The sequence below is a fragment of the Paraburkholderia sacchari genome (assembly GCF_000785435.2).
GTDB lineage: Bacteria > Pseudomonadota > Gammaproteobacteria > Burkholderiales > Burkholderiaceae > Paraburkholderia > Paraburkholderia sacchari.
Genome location: NZ_JTDB02000009.1, coordinates 107,707 through 134,161, shown reverse-complemented (window position 1 = coordinate 134,161; position 26,455 = coordinate 107,707). Strand labels below are relative to the sequence as shown.

The 26,455-nt window shown below is 63.5% G+C and carries 24 protein-coding genes; 13 read left to right on the top strand and 11 right to left on the bottom strand.

Translation table 11 applies throughout. The features are described from left to right. Positions 1-16: 16 nt before the first annotated feature. Both NH14_RS26565 and NH14_RS26560 read right to left on the bottom strand, forming a co-directional pair. Positions 17-919 carry an amidohydrolase family protein gene (locus tag NH14_RS26565; protein WP_035529748.1) on the bottom strand — a complete coding sequence of 301 codons (903 nt, stop codon included), beginning with the start codon at positions 917-919 and terminating at the stop codon, positions 17-19. A 348-nt stretch (positions 920-1,267) separates the two neighbouring features. Beyond that, positions 1,268-2,185, bottom strand: a complete 918-nt coding sequence (locus NH14_RS26560; RefSeq protein WP_052148232.1) for a LysR substrate-binding domain-containing protein — start codon at positions 2,183-2,185, stop codon at positions 1,268-1,270. Positions 2,186-2,325: 140 nt separating this feature from the next. Between NH14_RS26560 and NH14_RS26555 the strand changes: the two genes are divergently transcribed. The 9 genes from NH14_RS26555 (at position 2,326) to NH14_RS26515 (ending at position 12,363) form a co-directional block, all read left to right on the top strand. Then, positions 2,326-2,799 carry a (2Fe-2S)-binding protein gene (locus NH14_RS26555; RefSeq protein ID WP_035529750.1) on the top strand — a complete coding sequence of 158 codons (474 nt, stop codon included), beginning with the start codon at positions 2,326-2,328 and terminating at the stop codon, positions 2,797-2,799. After that, positions 2,796-5,069 carry a xanthine dehydrogenase family protein molybdopterin-binding subunit gene (locus tag NH14_RS26550; RefSeq protein WP_052148233.1) on the top strand — a complete coding sequence of 758 codons (2,274 nt, stop codon included), beginning with the start codon at positions 2,796-2,798 and terminating at the stop codon, positions 5,067-5,069. Before NH14_RS26555 ends, NH14_RS26550 begins: the two co-directional genes overlap by 4 nt. 59 nt (positions 5,070-5,128) lie before the next feature. After that, positions 5,129-6,505 carry a nucleobase:cation symporter-2 family protein gene (locus tag NH14_RS26545; RefSeq protein WP_052148234.1) on the top strand — a complete coding sequence of 459 codons (1,377 nt, stop codon included), beginning with the start codon at positions 5,129-5,131 and terminating at the stop codon, positions 6,503-6,505. A gap of 405 nt (positions 6,506-6,910) precedes the next feature. Beyond that, the gene (locus tag NH14_RS26540; RefSeq protein WP_035529752.1) at positions 6,911-7,699 is read left to right on the top strand and encodes an HvfC/BufC N-terminal domain-containing protein; all 789 of its coding nucleotides are present in this window, start codon (positions 6,911-6,913) and stop codon (positions 7,697-7,699) included. Between the two features lie 161 nt (positions 7,700-7,860). Continuing rightward, entirely contained in the window at positions 7,861-8,172 is a 312-nt protein-coding gene (locus tag NH14_RS26535) for a BufA1 family periplasmic bufferin-type metallophore (RefSeq protein WP_035529754.1), read from the top strand. Between the two features lie 31 nt (positions 8,173-8,203). Continuing rightward, a complete protein-coding gene (gene bufB, locus NH14_RS26530; protein ID WP_084225684.1) occupies positions 8,204-9,130 on the top strand; it encodes an MNIO family bufferin maturase in 927 nt (308 codons plus the stop codon). Then, positions 9,130-9,633 (top strand): DoxX family protein, encoded by a 504-nt coding sequence (locus tag NH14_RS26525; RefSeq protein WP_456238518.1) that lies wholly within the window; start codon positions 9,130-9,132, stop codon positions 9,631-9,633. The genes bufB and NH14_RS26525 overlap by 1 nt, the downstream gene beginning before the upstream one ends. A gap of 88 nt (positions 9,634-9,721) precedes the next feature. Continuing rightward, complete coding sequence (locus NH14_RS26520) at positions 9,722-11,311, top strand: aspartate:alanine exchanger family transporter (protein ID WP_035529756.1); 1,590 nt, start codon at positions 9,722-9,724, stop codon at positions 11,309-11,311. A 56-nt stretch (positions 11,312-11,367) separates the two neighbouring features. Beyond that, positions 11,368-12,363, top strand: a complete 996-nt coding sequence (locus tag NH14_RS26515; RefSeq protein WP_035529758.1) for a 2-hydroxyacid dehydrogenase — start codon at positions 11,368-11,370, stop codon at positions 12,361-12,363. On the opposite strand, the gene NH14_RS26510 is transcribed toward NH14_RS26515, so the two are convergent. After that, positions 12,360-13,277 (bottom strand): LysR family transcriptional regulator, encoded by a 918-nt coding sequence (locus NH14_RS26510; protein ID WP_035529760.1) that lies wholly within the window; start codon positions 13,275-13,277, stop codon positions 12,360-12,362. The two genes, NH14_RS26515 and NH14_RS26510, sit on opposite strands and share 4 nt — an antisense overlap. 113 nt (positions 13,278-13,390) lie before the next feature. On the opposite strand from NH14_RS26510, the gene NH14_RS26505 reads away from it, so the two are divergent. Next, positions 13,391-14,140 carry an SDR family oxidoreductase gene (locus NH14_RS26505; protein ID WP_035529763.1) on the top strand — a complete coding sequence of 250 codons (750 nt, stop codon included), beginning with the start codon at positions 13,391-13,393 and terminating at the stop codon, positions 14,138-14,140. Positions 14,141-14,292: 152 nt separating this feature from the next. On the opposite strand, the gene NH14_RS26500 is transcribed toward NH14_RS26505, so the two are convergent. The 7 genes from NH14_RS26500 to garD form a co-directional block, all read right to left on the bottom strand. Next, positions 14,293-15,492: a porin gene (locus NH14_RS26500; protein ID WP_035529765.1), complete on the bottom strand. Its 1,200-nt coding sequence runs from the start codon at positions 15,490-15,492 to the stop codon at positions 14,293-14,295. 87 nt (positions 15,493-15,579) lie between these two features. Next, entirely contained in the window at positions 15,580-16,932 is a 1,353-nt protein-coding gene (locus tag NH14_RS26495; protein ID WP_035529767.1) for a TRAP transporter large permease, read from the bottom strand. Positions 16,933-16,938: 6 nt separating this feature from the next. Then, a complete protein-coding gene (locus tag NH14_RS26490; RefSeq protein ID WP_035529769.1) occupies positions 16,939-17,418 on the bottom strand; it encodes a TRAP transporter small permease in 480 nt (159 codons plus the stop codon). 170 nt (positions 17,419-17,588) lie between these two features. Beyond that, positions 17,589-18,581, bottom strand: a complete 993-nt coding sequence (locus NH14_RS26485; RefSeq protein ID WP_035529770.1) for a TRAP transporter substrate-binding protein — start codon at positions 18,579-18,581, stop codon at positions 17,589-17,591. A gap of 362 nt (positions 18,582-18,943) precedes the next feature. Further along, the gene (locus NH14_RS26480) at positions 18,944-19,882 is read right to left on the bottom strand and encodes an SMP-30/gluconolactonase/LRE family protein (protein WP_035529772.1); all 939 of its coding nucleotides are present in this window, start codon (positions 19,880-19,882) and stop codon (positions 18,944-18,946) included. Next, on the bottom strand, positions 19,879-20,754 hold the full coding sequence (locus tag NH14_RS26475) for an NAD-dependent epimerase/dehydratase family protein (protein ID WP_035529775.1): 876 nt from the start codon (positions 20,752-20,754) through the stop codon (positions 19,879-19,881). The genes NH14_RS26480 and NH14_RS26475 overlap by 4 nt, the downstream gene beginning before the upstream one ends. Positions 20,755-20,823: 69 nt before the next feature. Beyond that, entirely contained in the window at positions 20,824-22,413 is a 1,590-nt protein-coding gene (gene garD / locus NH14_RS26470; protein WP_035529777.1) for a galactarate dehydratase, read from the bottom strand. A gap of 281 nt (positions 22,414-22,694) precedes the next feature. On the opposite strand from garD, the gene kdgD reads away from it, so the two are divergent. From kdgD to NH14_RS26455, 3 genes are all read left to right on the top strand, one after another. Beyond that, positions 22,695-23,612, top strand: a complete 918-nt coding sequence (gene kdgD / locus NH14_RS26465; RefSeq protein ID WP_035529780.1) for a 5-dehydro-4-deoxyglucarate dehydratase — start codon at positions 22,695-22,697, stop codon at positions 23,610-23,612. A gap of 154 nt (positions 23,613-23,766) precedes the next feature. Beyond that, positions 23,767-25,116 carry an MFS transporter gene (locus tag NH14_RS26460; protein ID WP_035529782.1) on the top strand — a complete coding sequence of 450 codons (1,350 nt, stop codon included), beginning with the start codon at positions 23,767-23,769 and terminating at the stop codon, positions 25,114-25,116. Between the two features lie 67 nt (positions 25,117-25,183). Further along, positions 25,184-25,912, top strand: a complete 729-nt coding sequence (locus NH14_RS26455; RefSeq protein ID WP_035529784.1) for a FadR/GntR family transcriptional regulator — start codon at positions 25,184-25,186, stop codon at positions 25,910-25,912. 147 nt (positions 25,913-26,059) lie between these two features. Here the strand turns inward: NH14_RS26455 and NH14_RS34040 are convergent, their stop codons facing one another. Further along, complete coding sequence (locus tag NH14_RS34040; protein WP_331253472.1) at positions 26,060-26,434, bottom strand: hypothetical protein; 375 nt, start codon at positions 26,432-26,434, stop codon at positions 26,060-26,062. Positions 26,435-26,455: the final 21 nt, after the last annotated feature.

Sequence of the window (26,455 nt, the reverse complement as noted above, 5' to 3'; positions counted from 1 at the left end):
GTGTGACGTGGCGCGCTCATGCTGCGAGCAGCGCCCTGGCTTCTTCGACGGTCTTCGGCACCGGCGTCGGCTCGAGGCCGATCATGCGTGCGGTGTTGTTGCCGAGATAGTCTTCGAGCGTGTCTTCGTCGAGATTGAGGCCTTGCGGCGGATCGAAGCAAAGCACTTCGAGCAGACGCAGCCACATGCCGGGTTCGTTCGGCGGCGTGTCGGAGCCGAACAGGATCTTGTGCTTGGGCAGCACCTTCGCGAATTCGACAATGCGCGACTGCAGGCACCAGCCCGATTCGCAATACACGTTGGGCAGATCCATCGCGAGCTGGAACGGCTCGAAGCAGTAGACGCCGCCCGTCTGCACGCCGAAGTGCGCCATGATGAAGTTCACGGTCGGGAACTCCTTGATCATCGGCACCCATTCGGTGGGGATGCTGTACGGGCCGTCGCCGGTGTGCAGCTTTACGAGCACGCCGAGCTCCGCGCATTTGGCGAGCGCCGGGCGCAGCCAGTCGAGCGCGCGGTCCGGACGGTACGCATGCATGTTGGCCTGGAACTGCACCATCTTGAAGCCGAGCTTGCGCACGTAGTAGTCGATGGCGTTCACGCCGTTTTCGACGCCGCAGCGCGGGTTATAGACGAAGCAGCCGATAAAGCGCTCCGGATACTTCTTCACCATTTCGACCGTGTAGGCCATATAGGCGTCGATCGATTCGGTGCCGGTCTTTACGCCGTCGGTGTACGTGTAGATGGTGTTGCCTTGCGGCGGCTGGATGAACGCCTTGTCGATGCGGCGCGGCTTGCCGTTGATCAGAAACGGACCGTCCATCATTTCGATCAGGCGTTCGCCGGTGAACGGGTCGCCGTCGTGCCGCCAGGCGAGATCGACGAGATTCGTCGGATAGCAGCTTGTGTCGATAATCATGCGGGCTCTCCTCGCAGTGCTTGAGGTGGAACGCAGCAGCTCACGGCGCGTGTGCGGCGCCGGGTGAACTGCCTCGATTTCGGGAGCACTGTGAGAGCGGCAATGGTTGGAAAATTGGCGCCACCGACAGAAACTCCGTCAGTGAGCAATCTCCAGTTGAACGATCGCGGTATTGCACCGCTGCTTGTTCAATCGACCGCTTCTACCCACGGCCAGATCATGCCGCCCGCGAATGGGCTTTGTCAAGGGCGTGATCAAATTTCCGGTATTTCGATTGCGAATCTATTGCCGCCACTTGTCCGGACCGGATAAACATGCTCCGGCCGCGGCCTCATTTCCACGGCTAATTCATTCGGCATCCGAATTTTTTGCGCCGATTTCGCGCCGCCACTCCAGCGTCACCTCTTCCAGAAGCGCCAGAAAGCGCTCCAGCGCCGGCAGCGTGTCGTCGCGGCGCACCGAGGCGTAAAGGTCGGCGTTGACGCCGCGCTCGTCCAGCCGCACGAACACGACGTTCTCGCGCGGCGTGGTCGACAGCGACTCGGGCAGGATGCTCACGCCCACACCCGCGCCCACGAGGCTCAGCACCGTCTCGGGATCGATCGACTCGTGCAGCACGCGCGGCTGGAAACCGTCGCGCACGCAGGCCGCGAGCACGTCGCGAATGATCGGGCTTTGCGTGTTGAGCAGCACGAACGCATCGCTGGCGAGCGCCTTGAGCGCAATGCGGCGGCGCTTCGCGAGCGGATGCTCGCTGGGCAGCGCGACGCGCAGCGGCTGCGGGTATACGCGGATCGAGCGCAGCTCGCTGCGCGTCGCCGCGCTGCACGCGAAGCCCACGTCGATCTTGCCGGCGACCAGCGCGTCCTGCTGCTGCTCGGGCAGTAATTCATGCAAGGTCCACTCGACCTCGGGATTGTGCTTCTGGAACAAGTGCATCGTGCGCGGCAGCGGACCGTACATCACCGAATTAATGATGCCGATGCGGATATAGCCTTCGAGCCCGTCCGCCACGCGGCGCACGAGTTTCTCGACCGAATCGCAATCGCTCACGATGCTGCGCGCACGCACGAGCAGCGCCTCGCCAGCGCGCGTGAGCCGCGCGCCGTGGCGGCCGCGCACAAACAAAGTCACGTGCAGCGAATCTTCCAGCGCCATGATCTGCTGGCTCAGCGGCGGCTGCGAAATGTGCAGGCGTTCGGCCGCACGGCTGAAATTCCCCTCCTCCGCGACTGCAATGAAATAACGCAACTGCCTCAAATCCATATGAACCTCGTATCGAATGGATTCCAAAATCGTATTTCACATATCGATTTTGTGCACATAGGCTTTACCCACATGACGGAAATATGCCGCGGCCAACGCATCCACGAATCGATTAATCGATACGCCAATCGGGAGACGACATGACGAAGTTGAACGTGAACGGCGCCGACCATGTGGTCGACGCGCCGCCCGATACACCGCTGCTGTGGGTGCTGCGCGATACGCTGCACCTGACCGGCACGAAATTCGGCTGTGGGATGGGACTGTGCGGCGCGTGCACAGTGCATCTCGATGGCGCGGCGGTGCGCTCGTGCCAATTGCCGCTCGGCGCAGTCGCCGGCAAGCGGATCAAAACCATCGAAGGGCTCGGCACGCCGGATGCATTGCATGCCGTGCAGGCAGCGTGGCGCGACGAGGACGTGCCGCAATGCGGCTACTGCCAGTCCGGGCAAATCATGTCGGCGGCTGCGCTGCTCGCGACGAACCACAATCCGGGCGACAGCGATATCGACACCGCGATGGCCGGCAATATCTGCCGCTGCGGCACCTACGACCGCATCCGCCGCGCGATCCATCGCGCGGCTGTCGCGCTGCGCGACAAGGCGGCTGCATGAAACGCTACGACCATCACAACGGCCTCCAGACCGCGCCCGCTTCGGGCAGCCGCCGCCGCTTTCTGCAAACGGGCGCCGCGCTTGCAGGCGGCCTGCTGCTCGAAATCGGCGGCGCGGGCATTCAAGTCGCGCAGGCAACGCCGGCCGTCGACAGCACGGCGGGCCGCTTCGCGCCGAACGCATGGGTGCGCATTGCACCGGATAACCAGATCTTTTTGGTGTGCCACAAATTCGACAGCGGCACCGGCGTGAAAAACGCACTCGGCATGCTGCTCGCCGATGAACTCGACGCCGACTGGTCTCGCGTACGGATCATCCAGCCCGACGATCCGCTCGCGGCGGTCTATATCCAGAAGCTGTGGGGCATGCACGCCACCGGCGGCAGCACCAGCGTGGCGTGGCAATGGGAGCCGCTCAGGCGCGCCGGCGCAACGGCGCGCGCGATGCTGGTCGCGCAAGCCGCGCAACGCTGGTCCGTCGATGCGTCAACGTGTCAGACCGCGAACAGCGAAGTGATTCATCCGGCGAGCGGCCGCCGCTTCAATTACGGCGAGCTCGCCACCGCCGCCGCCTCGCAGCCCGTGCCGCAACAGGTCACGCTCAAGCGCCCCGACCAGTTCGTGCTGATCGGCAAGCCGCGCCGCAGCTATCGCGTGGTCGAAAAGCTCACGGGTCAGGCGCAATATGCGATCGATCTGCAATTGCCCGGAATGTTCACTGCGATCGTCGTTCACTCGCCCGTCGTCAACGCGAAGGTGAAGTCATTCAACGCCGCCGAGGTAAAAGCGCTGCCCGGCGTGCGCGACGTTTTCGCGCTCGACATTCCCGAGGTGATCGCGCATTTCCGGCCCGATCATGCGCCCTCGCGCGTCGCGAACGGCGCGTGCCAGCCGGGCGTCGCGATCGTCGCCGATCAGTTCTGGAGCGCGCAGCGCGCGCGCAAAGTGCTGAAAGTCGAGTGGGAAAACAGCGATCTCGCGAACTTCAGTTCGGAAGGCGCGATTCGCGAAATGACCGAACACGTCGACGATCCCGGCAAGCAATCGAACGGCAAAGGCGATGCAAAGGCCGCGTTCGCGCAAGCCGCGCGCGTGGTCGAGGCGGTGTACACGATGCCGTACAAGGCGCACGCGCAGATGGAGCCGCTCAGCATCGTCGCGTGGGTGAAGCCCGATACCGTCGAGTACTGGGGCGGCCTGCAGGTGCCGTCGCGCTGCGCGCAGGCGGCCGAGACGATTGCGGGCGTGCCGCGCGACAAGGTCCGCCTCCATCTGACCGAAGCCGGCGGCAGCTTCGGCGCGCGTGAGGGCCTGCATCAGGTGCTAGAAGTCACCGCAATCTCGAAGCGCGTTGGCAAGCCCGTCAAGCTGCTGTACAGCCGCGAGGACGATATTCGCGGCACGTTCTATCAGAGTGCGAGCGTGCACAAGGCGCGCGTCGCGCTCGACGCGAACGGCCACGTCACGGGCTTCAGCCTTCGCGCGGTCGTGCCGTCGATCAAGGAGCCCGACGATCCCGGTTTTCTGGCGAAATTCCCCGTCGATCCAAGCTGCACCGAAAGCATGCGCGCGGACTTCCACTACGACATGCCGGCGCTCGATCTCGCATGGGTGCGCCACGAACCCGGTTTCCCGATCTGGTGGTGGCGCGCGGTCAGCTTCGTGCCCAATGTGTTCGCGATCGAAAGCGCGGTCGACGAAACCGCGCACGCGGTGAATCAGGACCCCATCGCGTATCGCAGCACGATGCTCGCGAGCCGGCCCGAGTTGCGCGCGGTGCTCGAACGCGCGGCGACGCTCGCGCAATGGACGCCCCGCGCGATTCACGACGCGGACGGCACGCGGCGCGGCATGGGCGTCGCGATCTACAACGGCTACGAGAGCTTCATCGCCATCGTCGCGGAAGTCGCCGTGAAGGACAACGCGATCGCTGTGCGCAAGGTCACCTGCGTGGTCGATTGCGGCATCGCCGTTGATCCAGGCTCGGTGCATCAGCAACTCGCGGGCGGCATTCACTGGGGCGTGAGCACCGCGCTCATGAACGCGGTGCACATCGAGAACGGCCAAGTCCGCGAGAGCAATTTCCACGACTATCCGGTGCTGCGCATCCACGAAGCCCCGCTCGTGCAGATCGAGCTGATGCCGCCAACCGACCGCAAGCCGGGCGGCATTGGCGAGCTCTCGAATCCGCCAGTCGTGCCGGCCATCGGCAATGCGATCTTCGCGGCGACCGGGCAACGGTTGCGCGCGACACCATTCGTGCTCGCGTGAATTGGCCTGAATCCGCTTAGAAACTGCTTTACCTAATTACACCGCAAGGAGACACCCCGATGTCCGCAGAACTCGATTCGGTACGACGCGAAATCGCTCCCGTCGACAGCGTGCCCAAACCGCCGCTGCTCGTGATGCTTGGCCTCCAGCACGTCCTCGTGATGTATATCGGCGCGGTAGCGGTGCCGATGATCATCGCGAGCGCGCTCAAGCTGCCGAAGGAATCGATCGCGGTGCTCATCAATGCGGACCTGTTCACCTGCGGGATCGCAACCATCCTGCAATCTGGCGGCATCTGGCGTTTTGGCGTACGCATGCCGGTCATGCAGGGCGTTGCGTTCAGCGCCGTGCCGCCGATTCTCGTGATCGCAACCGCGCCCGGTCTCGGGCTGACCGCCGTGATCGGCGCGGTGATGGCGGGCGGCGTGATCACGATGCTGCTCTCGCCGGTATTCGGCAGACTCGTGAAGTTCTTTCCGCCCATCGTGGGCGGCTCGATCGTGATGGTCGTGGGGCTCTCGCTGTTCCCGGTGGGCGTGAACTGGATCGGCGGCGGCAAGGGCTCGCCCGACTTCGGCGCGCCGCAAAATCTCGCGCTCGCCGCATTCGTGTTCGTGATGATTCTCGCCATCAACCGCTGGCTCAAGGGCTTCTGGTCGAATGTTTCGGTGCTGCTGGCGCTCGCGGTTGGCATGCTCGTCGCGATCCCGTTCGGCATGGTCAATTTCCACGGCGTGGCCGAAGCGCCGCTGGTCGACATGATCCAGCCGTTTTATTTCGGCATGCCAATCTTCGATCCGATCGCGGTGGGCACCATCGTCGTGGTGATGGTGATCGTCATGATCGAGTCGATGGGGCTCTTCATCGCGACCGGCGACGTGGTCGACAAGAAGCTTACCTCGGCCGACATGACGAGCGGGCTGCGCGCGAACGGCCTCGCGAGCATCATCGGCGGGATTTTCAACGGCTTCCCATATACGATCTACAGCCAGAACATCGGCCTGCTCGTCGTGACCGGCGTGAAGAGCCGCTGGGTGGCGGTGGCCGCCGGCGTGATCCTGTGCCTGCTGGGGTTGCTGCCGAAGCTCGCGACCATCGTTGCTTCAGTGCCGTTGCCCGCGCTCGGCGGCGCGGCGCTGTTCATGTTCGGCGTGGTGACTTCGACCGGCGTGAAGACGCTGTCGCGCGTCGATTTCGAAACCAGCCGGCGCAATGTCTATATCGTCTCGGCCACGCTCGCGGTTTCGCTGCTGCCGACCTTTGCGCCCGCCTTGTTCGCCAAGCTGCCCGCCGCGATCCAGCCGATCCTGCACAGCAGCATCCTGCTCGCCTGCGTGACCTCGGTCGGGCTGAACCTGCTGTTCAACGGCATCCCGAAGGGAGATCCGCACACCCATTCCGAACAGGATGCTTCGCTGGCTCTGGCCAAGCACTAAGATAACCCCACGCGGCCGCCTCAAAGCGGCCGCGCGGAAGATCGTCTCCAGTGCCCACGCCTCCTGTGAATGCACTGTTCGGCTCTCGCTTTGCGAGGGCCGTTTTTTATTCGGGTCTTTGCATCTAAACAAGGTTTCACCACTGGATCAGATAAGCGGCGCGTCACCCGGCAAAAGCCGTCCTCGCGCCACAGCCGCCGGATAAAATCCGCGTCCGATTCTTCGAACTGCAGCGTTTGCTGCCCGCTCCCATGGCAGCCCGGCTACGCGGCGGTTCTGTCCGCGAGTGTCCACTCTTGGCCAGCATCGCCCCAGAAAAATTCAGCGCCTGTAACCGGACAACGAAGCCCACCGAATTAACCAGCGTATCCATCCATAACGCTCCACGCGCAGTGAGAGGCCGCCATGCAGCCCGAACATCCCACCGCCGACTTCGCGGCAGCCTTCGCGCCTGGTCTGACGAATCCCGATGCAGCCGCGCCCGAAGGCGTCGTGGCCGCTCCGGCCGCGCCCGGCAAGGGCGTCGTCAAGCGCTACAACGTCTATCGGAACAACGTCACCGTCAGTCTGATCGATGCGCTCGCGGCAATCTATCCTGCCGTGCAGCGCATCACCGGAGTCGAGTTCTTCCGTGCGATGGCTCGCTTTCACGTGCGCGCCACGCCACCGATTTCTCCTCTGCTGTTCGAGTACGGGCGCGAGTTTCCATCTTTCATCGAAACCTACGAGTACGCACGCGAGATGCCCTGGCTCGCGGATACAGCACGTATCGAACGCGCCTGGCTCGACGCCTGGCACGCCGCCGATGTCGCGCCGCTCACCGCCGGTGCGCTTGCCTGTGTCGATCCGTCCGCGCTCGCACAGGTGCGCTTCGTTCCGCATCCCGCCACGCGCATCGTGCGCTCGCGCTATCCGGCTGTGGCGATCTTCACGATGAATCGCGTGAACACGCCCGCCACGCCGCTGCATTCGGGCGATGCCGAGGATGCGCTCGTCACGCGGCCCGACGCGGACGTAATCGTCTCGCGTCTGCCACCGGGCGGCGCGGCCTTTCTCGTTGCACTCGTCGAGGGCGCAACGCTCGGCGCCGCAGTGGAGACCGCCTTCGAGGAATCCGCCGATTTCGACCTGCCGGCCAACCTCGCCGCGATGATTTCAGCCGGGGTGTTCGCCGCCATTCAAACAGAACAGTAGTGGAGCGCTAGTTGAGCCATCGTTAGCCTGTCGATTCAGGCAAGCCCGGGCGCCCGAGTTCAACTTAAATATTCCGCCGCTGTAACCGCCGCATGGCAATTCCCGAATTAGCTTGTGTATCCGCTGGGGATACCTCTCTTTCCTTCAACTGGAGATCGCTCATGTCCACCAAGATCAATGTCAGTTCCGCGCTGCTTGCCGGCGCCGTCGCCAGCCTTCTCGCCGCCACGGCCCATGCCGCGCCGCTCACCAAGGCGGAAGTCAGCGCTGCAATGGCCGCGCATAAGGAAAAGTGCTATGGCGTCGCGCTGAAGGGGCAAAACGATTGCGCCGCCGGCCCGGGAACGACCTGCCAGGGCACGTCGACGATGGATTTCCAGGGCAACTCGTGGAAGTTCGTTCAGGGCGGTACGTGTGCGAGCATCGTCGTGCCGGGTGGCGGCCACGGCTCGCTCACGCCCATGAAGTCCTGATCGCGCGGTTGACGAGAGGAGATGGGCGGTCATGAATCCTTCCACTGGCAGCATGACGGCGCATGCGCCTGGCCGTCCTCTTCGCGCAGCCGGCACGACACGCTCGGAGCCGGTGCTAGCCGGCACGAGTTTCAAACATGAACACTTCGCCGCGATTCTCGACGATGGATTGAAGGACGGATTCTTCGAAGTCCATGCCGAGAACTACATGGGTGCGGGCGGCCCGCCGCATCGGATGCTCGGCACGATCCGCGAACGCTGGCCGCTCTCGCTGCATGGCGTGTGCATGTCGATCGGCGGGCCGGATGCGCTCGACGTCCAGCACCTCGCCCGCTTTCGCGATCTGGTGGAGCGCTACGAGCCGCTGCTCGTCTCCGAGCATCTGGCGTGGTCCTCGCACGGAGGAACCTTCTTTAACGACCTGTTGCCGCTGCCTTATACGAAGGCCACGCTCGACAAGGTTTGCAGTCACATCGACCAGGTTCAGGAAACCATCAAGCGCCCTATCCTGCTCGAAAATCCCTCCACCTATGTTGCGTTCGCATCGTCGACCATGAGCGAGCCCGGCTTCATCCGCGCCGTTGCGCAACGCACGGGCTGCGGATTGCTGCTCGACGTGAATAACGTTTTTGTTTCGGCAGTCAATCACGGCTATTCGGCGCAAGCGTATCTCGCGGAATTTCCGTCCGAATACGTTGGCGAGATTCATCTCGCGGGACACAGCGAGCAGCGCGACGACGAGAATGCGCCGCTGCTCATCGACAGTCACGACCGTGCCATCGCAGATTCCGTCTGGGCGCTCTACGAGCTTGTCATCGAACGCCTGGGCCCCGTTCCAACGCTGATCGAATGGGACAGCAATCTGCCGGCGTGGTCCGAGTTGCGCGCGCATGCGCAGACGGCTCGGCGGATCGCAGACCGTGCGCTCACATCCGTTCTGAATGGAGAGTCATCATGATATCGACCCGGCAAGATCTCAAGCCGTCCGCTTTCAGCACCGTCACGATAGCAATCGTTCGTGCGCGGCGCCTGGTCGAAAAGCTCGCGCAGCCGTGGTTCGTGCAATTGCTGCTGCGCATCGCGCTTGCCGTGCCGTTCTGGCGCTCGGGGGTGCTCAAATGGCACGGCTTCCTCCAGCTCAACGACACGGCCATCGATCTGTTCACCGACGAATTTCGACTGCACCTGCCAGGCGGCCCTTATCCGTTTCCGGCTCCAGCGGTTTTCGCGTTTCTTTCGGCGTGCGGTGAGATCATATTCCCGGTGCTGCTCGTGCTCGGCATCGGCACGCGTTTCGCTGCGCTAGGCCTGCTGCTGATGACCTGCCTGATCGAATTGACGGTGCCGGATGGCTGGCCGGTTCACATCACGTGGGCCGCGATGGCGCTCGGCATTGCCGCCTGGGGCCCTGGCCTGATTTCGATCGATTATCTGCTCGGGGACCGCCATCACCGGGCGTGAGTGCGCCACGTTGCGTCCTGATTTAACCGCCAGCGAGTAATATTCATCCCCTGCACGTTGCTTTATCCATCCATCTAGAGGGGGCGGCATGGAGGCAGTCAGGGACCTACTCGGCGCTCAGCCGCTATTCGCACTCTTTCTGACCATCGCCATCGGCTACCTGGTCGGCGAAATCAACATCAAGGGCGTGGCGCTGGGCTCAGGAGCCGTGCTGTTCGTCGGCCTGGCGGTCGGTGCGTTCGCGCCGAAATCCGCGCCGCCTCCGTTGCTGGGCACGCTCGGTCTGCTGCTGTTTCTTTATGGCATCGGCATTCAATACGGCGCGCAGTTCTTTCGCGGGCTCACCAGCAAGGAAGGCGCGAAGGCCAATGCAGCCGCGTGTGTCGGTGTGATTGCCTCTGGTCTCGTGGCATGCGGATTGATTCGTTTCGGCATCGTGCTCGCCGATTCGCTCGGGATGTTCGCGGGCAGCGGGACCAGTACCGCTAGCCTGCAAGTTGCCATCGCCTCGATGAAAAGCAACGACGCCGCCGTAGCCTATAGCGTCACTTACCCATTCGGCGTGGCCGGGCCGATACTGTTCATCTATGCGCTAAACGCCGTGATGAAAGTGAAAATAAGCAAGCCGCCCGCGAAGTTGCTGAAGACCGCGGAAATCGCATTGCGCAATTCGACTCTGTTCGGTCTCAGGCTGTCCGAACTCGCGGCACGGCTGCCTGCCGGCGTGGTTATCTCAGCCGTGCGGCGCGCGCATCACAATCAGTTGCCCGTCGAGGATTTCACGCTGCGCGCCGACGACGTTCTGCTCGCCACTGCCACCGACCAGCGCCCGCTGGACGAAGCCACGGCGCTATGCGGCGAACTGCAGCCCGGGCGCATTGCGAGTCATCGGGAAGACCTCGACTATGTGCGCGTGTTCGCGTCGAACCCGTCGGTGGTCGGCATGGCACTCGGCAATTTGCGCTTTCCGGATGGAGTGAACTGCGCGATCGCGCATGTGCGGCGCGGCGATGCCGATCTGGTGTCGACGCCCGATCTGATTCTCGAAGCCGGCGACCGCGTCGGCGTGCTGGTCCATCAAGCTCATCAGGCGACGGTGCGCGCGTTCTTCGGCGACTCGATCAAGACCACCGCCGATCTCAGCTTCATCAGCCTCGGCATCGGCGCGGCGTTGGGGCTGCTGGTCGGTGCGATTCCGTTGCGCGTGCCGGGGCTCGGCGCGTTCAGCATGGGGCTCGCGGCGTTGCTGCTGGTCGCGCTGTGCCTCGGCAAGGCGCGCCGCAACGGGCCATTCGTCTGGGTGATGCCGCTTTCGGCCAATCTCGTGATGCGCAATCTCGGGTTGACGATTTTTCTCGCGCAGGTAGGCATTTCGTGCGGGCCGAAGTTTATTGCCACGGTGGGCACCGCCGGGCCGCTCCTGCTGCTCTATGGCGCAATCACGCTGCTGGTGCTGGTCGCCGCCACGGCGGTATGCTGCCTGTGGGTTTTCAGGCTGCCTTTCGATACGACGATCGGGGTAATCTGCGGCGCGACCGGCAACCCGGCCATTCTCGCTTTCGCCAACCGCATCGCGCCGACCGACGAGCCGGACATCATGTACGCAATGATTTTTCCGTCGATGACCATCGTGAAGGTGCTTTTTGTACAGATCGCCATTGCGGTTGCCGCCGGCTAAATGCAAGCACGTAATGCATGAAAAGATCTCGAGTTGCAGATTCAGCGGAGCCCATCATGGATGTAGCGATTTTCAGTTCGACGCGCTATGAGCGCCAGTTTCTCGACGAGGCCAACCGGGCCGCGCAACACGATCTGCACTACTTCGACGTCCCGCTCGATATGGACAGCGTCGGTCTTGCGGCGGGCTACGGCGCGGTGTGCATCTTCGTCAACGACCGCGCAGGTGCACAAGTGCTCGAAGCGCTGCACAAGGGCGGCACGCGTTTGCTCGCGTTGCGCTGCACGGGCTTCAACAATGTCGATCTGGAAGCCGCAGCGCGGCTCGGCATGAAAGTCGTGCGCGTGGTCACGTACTCGCCGTACTCGGTGGCCGAGCACGCGGTGGCGCTGCTGCTCGCGATCAACCGCAAGGTCCACCGCGCCTATAACCGCACGCGCGATTCGAATTTCTCGCTCGATGGCCTGACCGGCTTCGACCTGCATGGCAAGACGGTCGTGGTGGTGGGAACGGGGCAGATCGGCTGTGTGTTTGCGAAGATCATGCTCGGCTTCGGCTGCAAGGTGATTGGCTTCGATCCCTATCCATCGCCCCATTTCGAAGCGCTTGGCCTGAGCTACGCAACAGCAGGCGAATTCGCCGAGCAGGCCGACGTGATTTCGCTGCATTGCCCGCTGACGCCCGAGACGTATCACATCATCAACTCGCAGACGCTCAAGCGCACGAAGCCCGGCGCCATCCTGATCAATACGAGCCGGGGCGGACTGATCGACACGGAAGCCGCCATCGAGGCCTTGAAGAGCGGCCAGCTAGGCGGCCTGGGAATCGATGTTTATGAACAGGAGGCGGACCTGTTCTTCCGCGATCTCTCCAGCGAGATCATCACCGACGACATCTTCCAGCGCCTCGTGTCGTTTCCCAATGTGATCGTTACCGGGCACCAGGCCTACCTCACGCGCGAGGCATTGACGACCATCTGCGAAACCACGGTGGAAAGCATTACCGATTTCGAGAACAAGCAGGAATTGAAGAACGAGGTGAAATTCAGTTAGGCGTACGCATCGACTCCGCGCACCAGGCGTCTCGCCAGCCGCGCATCCCTCAACTGCTCCAGCCACCATTGCAGCGCGCGGCCCTCATGCTCGTTACGCCAACCGACATACAGCACGTTAGGCTCGCGCGGATTGGCGGTGCGCTTTTCCACCAGTTCGCCGCGCTTGAGCAGCGTTGCCACGCGATGCCGGGGCAACCAGCCAATCCCGAGCCCATCGCGCTGCGCCTGCGTCTTGGCGCGCATGGAAGGCACGGCCAGCGAACGCTGCCCGCCCACGGTGCCGTACGCGCGGCCCGCCGTAAAGCGCGACGAGTCGGCCACCACCACCGCGCGGTGCCGGGCGATGTCCTCGCGCGTCAGCGGTTCCCGCGACGCCGCGAGCGGATGCCGGGGCGCAATCGCGAACACCCACTCGACCACGCCCAGTTCGAACCACCCAAGATTGGGAATCGCCGGCGGCTCGTTGGTCGCGCCGATGACCAGATCGGCCCTGCCGTCGCGCAGCGCCTCCCAGGTGCCAGCCAGGACTTCATGCGTGACGCGCAGGGCCACCCCGGATTCGAGCTTGTCGAAGGCATGCATGACCGGCATGAGCGTTTCGAATTCCATCAGCTCGTCGGTCACGATCCACAACCGGTCCTCCCAGCCGTTGGCCACCTGGCGCACGCGCTGCGTGACGCGCGAGACGTCCTGTGCGAGCCGCGCGGCTTCTTCGGTGAGCACCTCGCCCGCGCGCGTCAACTGCAAACGGTAACGGCGGCGGTCGAACAGCAGCGCGTCGAAGCGTTGCTCGAGCTGCCGCGCGGCGTGCGACACGGTCGAGGGCGCCTTGCCCAGCCGCGCCGCCGCGCGCGACAGGCTGCCTGCATCGCGGATGGCCTCCAGCAGGGCCAATTCGTCTTCCGACAACATGTGCAATTCCTTCGAACGAGTTTATCGGTCCGATCGTATGGCAAACCGCTATCCCGCGTCCATACTGCACTCACGCAATGGTTGAAGTTCAAATTTTCCACTGGAGAAACATCATGAATCGCTTCGAAGGCAAAACTGTTCTGGTCACTGGCGGCAACAGCGGCATCGGTCTGGCGGCCGCTCAGGCTTTCGCCCGGGAAGGGGCGCGCGTGGTCATCACCGGCCGCGACGCGGCCACGCTGGAAACCGCACGCGCCACGCTGGGCGGCAACGCGCTCGCCATCCGCAACGAAACCGGCACCGTGCAAGCCGCGCGCGACCTGGCCCGCCAATTGTCCGAGGAAGGCATCCGCCTGGATGCCGTGTTCATCAACGCCGGCGTCGCCAAATTTGCGACGCTGCCCGATGTGGACGAGGCGCTCTGGGACGCCACTTTCAACGCCAACGTGAAAGGCGCGTACTTCCAGATTCAGGCGCTGCTGCCGCTGCTCAATCAAGGGACCTCGATCGTGCTGAACGGCTCGATCAACGCACGCATCGGCATGCCGATGTCCTCCGTGTATGCCGCCAGCAAGGCCGCGCTGATCTCGCTGGCGAAGACGCTCTCGGGAGAACTGATCGGTTCGGGCATTCGCGTAAACGTAGTCAGCCCGGGGCCGGTGACGACGCCGCTGCACGGCAAGCTCGGCATGGATGCCGACACGCTATCGGCTACCGTTGCGCAGATCCAGACCCAGGTGCCGCTGGGCCGCTTCGGCGAGCCGGCGGAGATCGCTTCGACGGTGCTGCATTTGTCGGCGCCTGAATCGGCCTTTATCGTCGGCACGGAAATCATCGTCGATGGCGGCATGAGCCAGCTCTAAGCCTTCCGGGGGGGCGGACCCTGAGTCGTCTTGTCGTCCGTCCCCCGGCCATCGCGTGTCCCGTTCAAGGAGCTTGCAACGTGGCAGCAAGCGTGAGGCGGGAGTGGCGGCCAACCACGCCGCCACCTCCGCTCAAGCGATTAGAAGCGGCATTAGAAGCGGTGGATGATGCCCACGCCAACCCCAACCATGCTGCGCGACGACGAAGGCGAATTGTTCTGGCCGTCGCCGATGGCCGCCGTGGCGTTGATGATGGTCTTGCCGTTCGTGCCCAGCGTCTGGCCGTTCGCGCGCTGATACGCTTCCAGCGCATACAGGCCGGTGCGCTTGGACAATGCGTAGTACTGCGAGAGGTTGAACTGGTTGTAGCTTGCCGCGCTGGTGATGCCGTTCGACAGCGTCGCGGCGGTGTAGCTATAGCCAGCGGCCAGGTCCAGCGCCGTGGTCGGCTTCCAGTGCAGCACGGCGCCTGCCGTGTTCCAGATCTGCGTGCCATGGAACAGCGAAGCCGTGCCCGCCGCGTATTGCACGTTCGAGTACGAGAGCGAAATATCCCACTGCGAATTGAATGCGTAGCCTCCCGTCACCGCGACGCGCTGCTGCTTGGCCGCGGTCTGGAAACCATTGTTGATGGCCGAGACGCCCGGCTGCGAGCCGTTGTTCGACGCGGTGGAGTTCGCACCCCATGCGCCGCCGTTCGAGTTGCCGTTGTCGATGCGCTGGATGCCCGCCGCAATGCCCACCGGGCCATTCAGGTACTGTGCCGCCACGCTCCACGTCTGGCCGGCGCCCGTGCTGCCCGGCGTGCCGCCGAGCGCGTACGAGCCGCTCACCGTGAAGCCGGCGATGGTCGGCGACGTATAGACGAGCGAGTTGTTCACGCGGTACAGCGTATCGAGCGAGTCGATATCGCCCGGGTGCGCGCCATAGGCGCCGGTCAGCCACGTGGTCGGGCTGTACGGCGAAAGCAGCGTGTAATACGAGGTGTACTGGCGGCCAGCCGTCAGCGTACCGAAGCGCTTGTCCGTCAAGCCCACCCACGCCTGGCGGTTGAACATCAGACCCGTCACGGCTTGTGCGCCGTTCGCGCTGTTGAATCCCTCTTCCAACTGGAAGATCGTCTTCGTGCCGCCGCCCAGATCTTCCGCGCCCTTCAAACCGAAACGGCTGCCGGCCCAGATGCCGTTGTTCATCTTGACCACCGAGCGGCCGCCCGAGTTCGAGCCCAACGCCGCCGAGCTGCTTTGATAGCCAATCCCCGTATCGACGATACCGTACAACGTCACGCTGCTTTGCGCATGGGCGCCCAGAGCGACCAACCCCAGAGCCGAAGCCAACAGTGTCTTTTTCATATCTTCTCCTCTATTAGAAACTCTATTTATGCGGTCCTGAATAAATGCCGCTGAGTGTGAAAGCCAACGTGGTTGGAACAACCAGAATCAATACACCGGGTGGCCGTTGATCAGGCTCGGCAACCAGGTCGAAAACCACGGGACGTAGGTGACGATATTGATGGCCGAGAAGATAGCGAGGTAATACGGCCAGGCGACCTTGGTGGTTTCACCAATAGACACATTGCCGATCGCGCAACCGATGAACTGCACCGAGCCAATCGGCGGATGCACGAGGCCGAGCGCGCAGTTCAGCAGGATCATGATGCCGAACTGCACGGGCCCCACGCCGTTGTGCATGGCCATCGGCAGAAACAGCGGCGTCGTGATCAGGATGTGCGCCGCCATATCGACGAACGTGCCGAGAAACACCTGAATGATGTTGATGTACAGAAGCATCAGCCACGGCATCGAAGTCGCGCCGTCGAGCATGCGCTCGATCGAATCCGGAATTTCGAGGTAAGCCATTTGAAAGCGCAGCATGTTCGACACGCCAATCAGCAGCAGCACCACGCCGGTCGTTTTTGCCGCTTTGCCGAGCGCGTGGCCGAGCTTCGCCAGCGACATCGAGCGGTACACCACGATGGTCAGAATCAGCGAATACGCCACGGCAATCGCGGCCGCCTCCGTCGCGGTGGCGATCCCGCGCGCCACGCAGAACAGAATGATCGCGATGACCATCAGGCCCGGCAGCGCGCCAATGAACGTGCGCAGCACCGCCATCCAGCCCGGAAAACGCTGCAGTTCGGTCGAACCGTCCGCACGGCGCGGATAGCCGAACTTCACCGCCTGCCAGTAAGCGGCGATCAGCACGAGGCCCATCACCCACAGCACCGGCAAGAGCCCCGAGAACAGCAGATCGCCGATCGACACGCCGCTCATCTGCGCGCCGTTGAGCGAGCCGCTTACGCCCTGGGCCGCGAACGCGTAGATGATCATGTTCGTCGAGGTCGGCATCAGCGCGCCGGCGAGCGACGAATGCGTCGTCACGTTGACCGCATATGCTGCGCTGTAGCCTTCGCGCTTCATCAGCGGGATCACCACGCCGCCCATCGCCGAGGTATCGGCGGTGGGCGAGCCCGACACGCCGCCGAACAAGGTGCAGGCCACCACGTTGGCCATGCCGAGGCCGCCGCGGAAATGGCCCACGGTCGCCTGCGCGAAGCGCAGGATGCGGTCGGCAATGCCGCCGTGGAGCATCAACTCGCCCGAGAAAATGAAGAACGGCACCGCGAGGAACGAGAACGCATTCATGCCCGAGATCATCGACTGCATCGCGGTAGCCGTTGGCAATCCTTCGTATAAATACGTGAGGACGCAGGACAGCCCGAGCGCGAATGAGACCGGCACCCCGAGAAGGAGGAAAACGAGAAAACTGGCTGTTAGAAGGGCGAGTTCCATATTTTTCTACTTGTGTTTCCGGGCAAAGAGCGCGAGCAGATGCTCGGTCGAGAACATCGCAATGCAGACGCTGGCTACGATCGGAATGCAGTAGCGCAGCCCTTCCGGCAAACCGAGAATCGGAATCCGGTCGTGCCGCGTGGTTTCCGCCATCTCCAGACAGCCGACAAGAGTCGCCACCGCGAAAGCGATCAGACAGACATGCTGAATGGCCGCCACGACCGTCTGGCCCTTCGGCGGCAGCTTCTTCACGAACGAGTCGAGCCCGATGTGACCGCCTTCGCGCACGCGCAGCGCCGCGCCGAACGTTGCGATCACAATGACGAGCAGCAGTGCGATGGGCTCGACGAAATCGGGCGCGTCGGCAAAGACGTAGCGCATCACCACGCTGTAGATCACGAGCGCGCACAGCGCGGCGAGGCTCACCGCCGCTACGACCACCAGCACGCGAAAAAGAAAATCGTTGGGGCGTTTCAGTAAATTCATTGACCCTGTCCTTCTTGCGACAGCACTGTCGCGAACATTCGGCAGTCGTCTCAAGACGCATCCAGCGCGCGCGGCAAAGCACGGCGCGTCGCCCGCAGGTTTCCTGCAAGGGCATTCGCGCCGCGCCTGCCAAAAACGGATTGATGCGGGTTGCGTCCGGGACGCGGGATTTACTTGACTGCCTCGATCTCGTCGACGATCTGCTTCATTTGGGGCGTCTTCTCGTACTTCGCCCAAACCGGCTGCATGACCTTCACGAACGCGGGACGGTCGATCTGCGAAGCCGTGACGATGGTGGCGCCGCCCTTCGTGACCGTCTTCTGCGCCTCGGCTTCACGCGCGGTCCACAGCTTCTGGTAGTACGGCACCGAGTCGGCTGCCGCCTTCTTGATGATCTGCTGCTCCTGCGGCGTCAGCGTATCCCACACCTTCTTCGAGAACACCAGCACTTCCGGCGTCATCGAATGCCGGGTTTCCGAGTACACCTGGGCTACTTCGAAGTGCTTGGTTTCTTCGTAGGATGGCAAATTGTTTTCCGCTCCGTCGACTAGACCGGTCTTCAGGCCCGTGTAGACCTCCGCGAACGGCATCGGGGTCGGCGTGCCGCCCATCGCCTTGATTTCGTCGACCATCAGGTCGGACGGCTGCACGCGCACTTTCAGGCCCTTCATGTCGGACGGCGACTTGATCGGCTTCTTCGCGTACATCGAGCGCGCGCCGCTCTCATAGAACGTCAGCGCAATCATGCCCTTCGCGGTAAACGCGTCGAGAATCTTCTGGCCTTCGGGGCCGTACATCACCTTGCGGAAATGGTCGATGTCGCGGAACAGGAATGGCAGCGACGGGATCATCGATTCGGGCACGATCTCGTTGAACGCCGCGCCGTTCGCGCGCGCCATGTCGAGCGCGCCAATGCGCACCTGGTCGATGGTGTCGTTCTCGGAGCCGAGCGCGCTGTTGCCGAACACCTTCACCTTGTCCTTGCCGTCGGTCGCCTTGCTGATTTCCTCGCCCATGTACTTCACGGCCATGTTGGTCGGATAGTTGTCGCCATGCACGTCCGAAACGCGGAACACGCGCGCTTGAGCCGACATCGTGCCGAACGCCAGCGCTGCGGCGGCAACGATCATCGAAACACGGGAAGATGCAAGCTTCTTGTTCATCGTGACTTTCCTTTTAATCCGGACGAAAGCGATCTGTTGGGTCTGATATGTTGTACGACGACGTATGAAGTCTATAAAAGCACTTTTCACTTGTACAGACGGTATTTACCCGCACAGAAACTCTCCCGGCAACCATTACCGAAGCCACATTTCGCCAATATCCGCGCCTGTTGCGCAGGACTCGGCGATACCATTCGAAGCGGTTCGCGAGATGTTGTTCTTTTAAAGAGGAACCCGAACCGAGGTAATTCCCCCAGTCTAGTTGTACGATGAGTGATGATTAATGACGACGTAAGAGGCGCCGCAAACGAAAAACGCCGGGAGTCGAACAGCCTCCCGGCGCATGCTTCGTGCAAGCCTGATTACAGTTTCCCTGCGAATTCGGGCTCGGGCAGCCCGCTCACGCCGGGCCGCAGCGCGAACACATGGCCGTCGTGCTCGCTTGCGCCATTGCCCGGCCGGATCGACGTGACGAACAGCGTATCGAGATCGCGGCCGCCGAACGCGCACATGGCCGGCTTCACGGCCGGCACGGCGATATGCCGGTCGAGCTTGCCTTGCGGCGTGAAGCGCAGCAGCAGCCCCGCATCGTTCGCGCAGATCCAGTAGCAGCCATCGGCGTCCACCGCTGCGCCGTCGGGTCGGCCCGCGTAGTGATGCAGATCGGCGAACACGCGGCGGTTGCGCGGCTCGCCCGATTCGATGTCGTAATCGAACGCCCAGATCAGGCGGCGCAGCGGATGCGAATCGGACAGATACATCGTCGCGCCGTCCGGCGACCAGCCAAGGCCGTTCTGCGTGATGAGCGCATCGACAATCGGCGCGGACAGCGCGCCGCTTGCGTCGAAGCGGTACAGCGCGCCGTCCGGGATGGCCGCGGCCATGTCCATGACCATCGTGCCGGCCCAGAAGCGCCCTTGCCGGTCGCAGCGGCCGTCGTTGAAGCGCATGCCGGCACGCGGGAAAGCGGGCGCCGCGAGCTTGCGGACCGTCGCCTTCAGCGGCTCGCCGCTCGATGCGCCCGATGCGTCATCGAGCGTGACCGCGAACAGCCCCGTTTCGCAACCGGCAAGCACCGCGCCGTCGCGGTTGAAGGCAATGCACGCCACCTGCTCCGGCAGCATCCATTCCGTGCGCCGGCCCGTTTCGATCTGCGCGCGCACGATCTTCTTCGCCGGAATGTCCACCCAGTACAGCGCCTGCTCCGCCGCGCGCCACACCGGGCTTTCGCCGGTCGCCGCGGGCAGCGGCCCCGCCGCTTCGAGCCGCTCCACTTTCGTGCTAGCCGTCGCGCCCGTCATCTGGACTCACCCGCCGCGTTGTTGCGCTTCGGCTCCATCGGTCCGGCAAGCACGAACGGGCCGCCCTGGTAAAGCTGGGTCGGATCGTCGAAGCGCGCGTCGGGCGCGCCAGCCGGAAACAGATGCTCGAACGGTTCGGAGCTGTCCTTCGGCCGGAAGCCGAGGAACGCGGCCTTGCTGTTGTCCACCCACGAAATGCGATTGTTCGATACGCCGTAGACGATCGCATGGCCGACGCGGTTGGTGAACAGCGAGCAGCGCACGAGTTCGATGAAGTCGCGATAGCTCAGATACGTGACGAGCATGCGCGCCGACTTCGGCTGCTCGAACGACGAGCCGATCCGCAGACACACGGTCTCGAGACCGAAGCGGTCGAAGTAGTAGCGCGACAGCGATTCGCCGAAGCACTTCGTGACGCCGTACAGGCCATCGGGGCGCAGCGGCGCATCGGCATCGAGCACCGAGGTCACCGGATGAAAACCCACCGCATGATTCGAGCTTGCGTAGACGATGCGCTTCACGCCCTGCTTCTGCGCCGACGAATACAGGTTGTAGAGGCCGCGAATGTTCGCTTCGAGCAAGTCCTCGAACGGCGCTTCGACGGAAATGCCGCCGAGATGCACCACGGCGTCCACGCCTTCGAGCAGCGCGTGCACGGCCGCTGCATCGGCGAGATCGACGATGGCGGCTTCTTCGTGCGCGGCCACTTCGCCGAGCGGCGCAATGTCGGACACGCGCACGATATCGGCCCAGTCGGCGAGCGCGCCGCGCAACTGCTTGCCGAGATTGCCCGCCGCGCCGGTAAGAAGCAGGCGGCGGAACGGCTTCCTTGCCGCGGAGCGGCTAACGCTCAAATCGTTCGAATCGGTCATGTCGTTTTGCTTCTGTGAATGAGGTTGGTGAAGTTCGCTGGATCAACTCGCGAGAAAGCGAAACGCCGCTCAGGTCACCGGCGCCGGATTGAACAGCGCGAGCGCGTTATGAAGCTTGAGCTTCTCGGCGCAGGTCTGTTTGCGCCCGCTCGCCACGTCGAGCATCAGGCGGAACAGTTCCCAGCCCACGTCTTCGATGCTGGCCTGGCCAGTCGCGATGGTGCCCGCGTTAATGTCCATCAGATCGTGCCAGCGGCGCGCGAGATCCGAGCGTGTGGCCACCTTGATGACGGGCACTTCGGCGAGGCTGTACGGCGTGCCGCGGCCCGTCGTGAACACGTGCAGCGTGATGCCCGAGGCCAGCTGCAGCGTGCCGCAGATGAAGTCGCTCGCCGGCGTCGCCGCATAAATCAGGCCCTTCTGCCGCACCTTCTCGCCCGGCGACAGCACGCCCGAGATCGCCGAGTTGCCCGACTTGATGATCGAGCCCATCGCCTTTTCGACGATGTTCGACAAACCGCCCTTCTTGTTGCCGGGCGTCGTGTTCGCGCTGCGGTCGGCGCCGCCGCGCTTCAGATAATCGTCGTACCACTGCATTTCGCGGATGATCGCCGCGGCCACCTCGGGATTGGCCGCGCGCGCCGTGAGCTGGTCGACGCCGTCGCGCACTTCAGTGACTTCCGAGAACATCACCGTCGCCCCCGCGCGCACGAGCAGGTCGGCGGCGAAGCCGACGGCCGGGTTCGCGGTCAGCCCCGAGAATGCATCGCTGCCGCCGCACTGCACGCCCACCACGAGATCGGAGGCCGGGCAGGTTTCGCGGCGGCGGTTGTTCAGACGCTTGAGATGGCCCTCGGCCATGCGCATGATCGACTCGATCATCGACTGGAAGCCCACGTGCGCTTCGTCCTGCAACACCACGACGTCGCCGTTATGGTCCGCCGCAACGTCGCCGATATCGGCAATGTCGTCCGCGTTCGCGGCCGCCGCGATCGGGATCGTGCCCGGCGGCATCAGGCGCTCGGGCTGCAGCTTCTCGCAGCCGAGGCTCACGATCATCACCTCGCCGCCGAAGTTCGGATTCAGCGCGATGTTGCGCACGGTGCGGATCGGCACCATCGCGTCGGGCGCGTCGATGGCGACGCCGCAGCCGTAAGTGTGGCCGAGGCTCACGACATCGTCGACGTTCGGGTACTTCGGCAGCAGTTCCGCCTTGATGCGCGTGACCGCGTGCTGAACCACGTCGGCCACGCACTGCACGGTGGTCGTGATCGCGAGGATGTTGCGCGTGCCGACCGAACCGTCGGCGTTGCGATAACCCTCGAACGTGTAGCCGTCGAGCGGCGCCATCTCCGGCGCCTTGATGGTGGCGATGGGCAGGTCTTCGAGCCCGGGCGGGCTGGGCATGCGGATCATGTGCTCGTTGATCCAGCTGCCCTTGGGCAGCGCCTTCAGCGCGTAGCCGATCACGACGTTGTAGCGGATGACTTCGTCGCCCTCGGCCAGATCGGCCAGCGCAACCTTGTGCCCTTGCGGCACGCGCTCGCGCAGCCTGAGGCCGTCGGCAAAGACCGCGCCCTCGCCCAGGCCGCCGTCGTTGACGACGATCGCGACGTTGTCGTTGGGGTGAACGCGTATGTAGAGCGGAGTGTGTTCCATTGCATCGATCCTCAAGGCGCTGTCGGCACTGTCGGCTTGCTGCGCCACTTATTCATACGTCATCATACAACATAAGCCGTTAACCACAACGCCCAGTATTTACCCTACGGCGCACCACTCGCCACGAATCCCCCGTTGAATTCCGGAATTCATTGTTGTACGATGACGTATAAGTATTCGATATTTACTCAACGAATCGCTACTTGTCGGACCTCCGGCCCACCAGTCGATGCGACCCGGCCCAGCCGACCCACCGAAACATACCGCTTCTGGATATTCACATGACGACACCGCAAGAACTCAAGCAGATCGTTTCGGAAGGCCTCCTGTCCTTCCCCGTGACCGACTTCGACGCACAAGGCGATTTCCGCGCCGATACCTACGCCGAGCGCCTCGAATGGCTGGCGCCGTACGGCGCTTCCGCGCTGTTCGTGGCCGGCGGCACGGGCGAATTCTTCTCGCTCACGCACGACGATTACTCGAAGGTCGTGCGCACCGCCGCCGAAGTCTGCAAGGGCAAGGTGCCGATTCTCGCGGGCGCGGGCGGCCCGACCCGCGTCGCGATTGCCTACGCGAAGGAAGCCGAGCGCCAGGGCGCGCAAGGCATCCTGCTGATGCCGCACTACCTGACCGAAGCCAGCCAGGAAGGCATCGCCGCGCACGCGGAACAGGTCTGCAAGGCCGTGCCGAACCTGGGCGTCATCATCTACAACCGCGCGAACTCGAAGCTCAACGCCGACATGCTGGAGATTCTGGCCGAGCGCTGCCCGAACCTGATCGGCTTCAAGGACGGCGTGGGCGAGATCGAAAACATGGTGACGATCCGCCGCCGCCTGGGCGAGCGCTTCTCGTACCTGGGCGGCCTGCCGACCGCCGAAGTCTACGCCGCCGCGTACAAGGCGCTCGGCGTGCCGGTGTACTCGTCGGCGGTGTTCAACTTCATTCCGAAGACCGCGATGGACTTCTACCGCGCCATCGCCGCCGACGACCACGCCACCACCGGCAAGCTGATCGACGAATTCTTCCTGCCGTACCTGAAGATCCGCAACCGCCGCGCGGGCTACGCGGTCAGCATCGTCAAGGCGGGCGCGAAGCTCGTGGGCCACAGCGCGGGTCCGGTGCGCGCACCGCTCACCGACCTGACCGGCGAAGAAATGGAACAGCTCGACGCGCTGATTCGCAAGCTCGGAGCGCAGTAAGCCCCCGCGGCGGCGCGCTGCAGACACGCACACGCGCGCCGCCAGCCAAACGGAAAGACGAGGACCGCGCAGACGGTCCCGTCATGAGCGCCCAGCCCGGCAACGCCGCCGGGCGTGCAGAGCGCTCCCCTGCCGCATCATTCAGGAGACAACCATGAACATGAGCCGCACGGCCAGTTCCGCCAGCGCCGTCGCGCGCACCCGGGTTCGCTACGCGATCCTGGCGCTGATCTTTCTGATCACCACGCTCAACTACGCCGACCGCGCGACCCTCTCGGTCACGGGCTCCGCAATGCGCGCCGCGTTCAGCCTCGACGCGATTCGCATGGGCTACATCTTCTCCGCCTTCAGCTGGGCCTACGTGCTCTCGCAACTGCCGGCCGGCTGGCTGCTCGACCGCTTCGGCGCGCGGCGCGTGTACGCGGCCAGCATTTTCTCGTGGTCGCTGTTCACGCTGCTGCAAAGCTCGATCGGCCTGCTGGGCAGCGCGGGCGCCGCGGTGGCCGCGCTGTTCGTGCTGCGGTTCGCGATGGGCGCAGCGGAATCGCCGGCGTTCCCGGCCAACGCGAAAGTGGTCGCGAGCTGGTTCCCGACCAACGAGCGCGGCACCGCATCGGCCATTTTCAACGCCGCGCAGTACTTCGCCGCCGTGGTGTTCACGCCGCTGATGGCATGGATCACGCACGCGTTCGGCTGGCAGACGGTCTATGTGGTGATGGGCGCGCTCGGGCTGCTGCTCGCGCTCACGTGGCTGATGTTCATGAAAGACCCAGCCGCCCACCCGCGCGTCTCGCGCGCCGAACTCGACTACATCGAGCAAGGCGGCGGCCTCGTGAGCGGCGCGCGCAAGACTCGCTCCGACGACGTCGAAAAAACCGTCGGCTGGACGCTGTTCCGCCAACTGCTCAGCAACCGCATGCTGCTCGGCGTCTATCTCGCGCAGTACTGCATCAACGTGCTGACCTACTTCTTCCTCACCTGGTTTCCGATCTACCTCGTGCAGGCGCGCGGCATGACGATCCTGCACGCCGGCCTCATCGCTTCGCTGCCGGCAATCTGCGGCTTTTCCGGCGGCGTGCTCGGCGGCCTGATCTCGGATGGGCTGATCCGGCGCGGCGCATCGCTCACGCTCGCGCGCAAGGTGCCGATCGTGGGCGGCATGCTGCTGTCGACCTGCATCATCGGCTGCAACTATGTCTCGACCGACTGGATCGTCGTCGCGCTGATGTCGCTCGCGTTCTTCGGCAAGGGCATCGGTGCGCTTGGCTGGGCCGTGGTGGCCGATACGGCGCCGAAGGAAGCGCTGGGCCTCTCGGGCGCGATCTTCAACATGTTCGGCAACGTGGCCGGCATCGTCACGCCCATCGTGATCGGCTATCTGGTCGCCAACACGGGCTCGTTCAACGGCGCGCTCGTGTTCGTCGGCGCGAATGCGCTGATCACGGTGTTCAGCTATCTCGTGATCGTGAAAGACATCCGGCGCGTCGAGTTGCGGGCGATTTGAGCAGTCATCGCATCGGTATAATCCCGTGCAGAGACCTCTGCCAATTTCCGCTCAAGGGGCGTATTCGATGGCCACACCAATCGCGCCTCCGCCACGACGCGCACGCAATCTTGCCGAGCTAGTCGTCAACCATGTCACCGAGCAGATTGCCGCCAAGGCGCTGAACCCCGGCGACAAACTCCCGACCGAATCGCAACTGATGCACACGCTCAGCGTGAGCCGCACCGTGATTCGCGAAGCCATTTCGCGCCTGCAGGCCGGCAAGATTATCGAAACGCGGCACGGCATCGGCAGCTTCGTGCTCGAACCGCCGCGCGAAAAGCTCGGCATCGCCGTCGTGCCCGCCACGACGTTGCGCGACGTGTTGTCGATTCTTGAATTGCGCATCAGCCTCGAAACGGAATGCGCGGGACTCGCCGCACAGCGCGCGAAGCCGGACGACCTCGCGCGCATTCGCGCCGCGCTCGATGCGATCGAAACCTCGCGCCATAACGGGCACGATAGTGTGGACGCCGATTTGCAGTTTCATGTCTCGGTGGCGCGCGCCACCGGCAATCGCTATTTCGTCGACATCCTCTCGCAGATGGGCAGCGCGCTGATTCCGCGCAACCGGCTCGACTCGGCGGGTATCGCGCGCGCCGATCCTGATGCGTATCTGTCGCTCGTTAATCTCGAACATGAGAGTATTTTTGAAGCGATTTCCCGGCACGATGCGCAAGGCGCACGTGCGGCGATGCGTATGCATTTGTCGAATAGCCGGGAGCGGTTGAGGCGTGCTAATGAGGTGAGTGGCTGAGCGGGCCTTTGCTTGTGTTGCGGGTGAAGAAAATGGCTGGGGTCGTCCCGACCATTTTTTTTGGCTCTTCGTGGATTAACGCCCGCCTTCCGTATCGGGCGGCGTCCCGCGAAGAATGTCGCCCGAAACAGGCCCACATCGATCCGGCTACGAGTACTTGTCGCCGACCGTACTGCGAATCGGATAGGTATCGTAGACGATGATCATCCGTTCAATGAGCCCCGCGACGTCGAACTCGAACACGTCGACGCTTTCGAAGCGCACCGCCGAACCGTCTTTCAGGCCCCAGTCGCGCGGAGTGGCAATGAGTGATAGACGAAAGTCTCCTGGCTGAGTGGAGCCGACATTCAAATGTCCCGCCAAAATATCTGCGAAGGACCAGTTCTGGCCGAGAGCACCAGTTCGACGATTCTCCACAAAGCGGAAATCGTCGAAGGTTGCTTTCGGGTGTCTCTGTGAATGAGTAGAGTCGGCCAGAAGCGGTCGGTCGCCGTAGCAACGAGTATGGTCAATCGGGTCCATGCGCGACACGCCATAACGGAA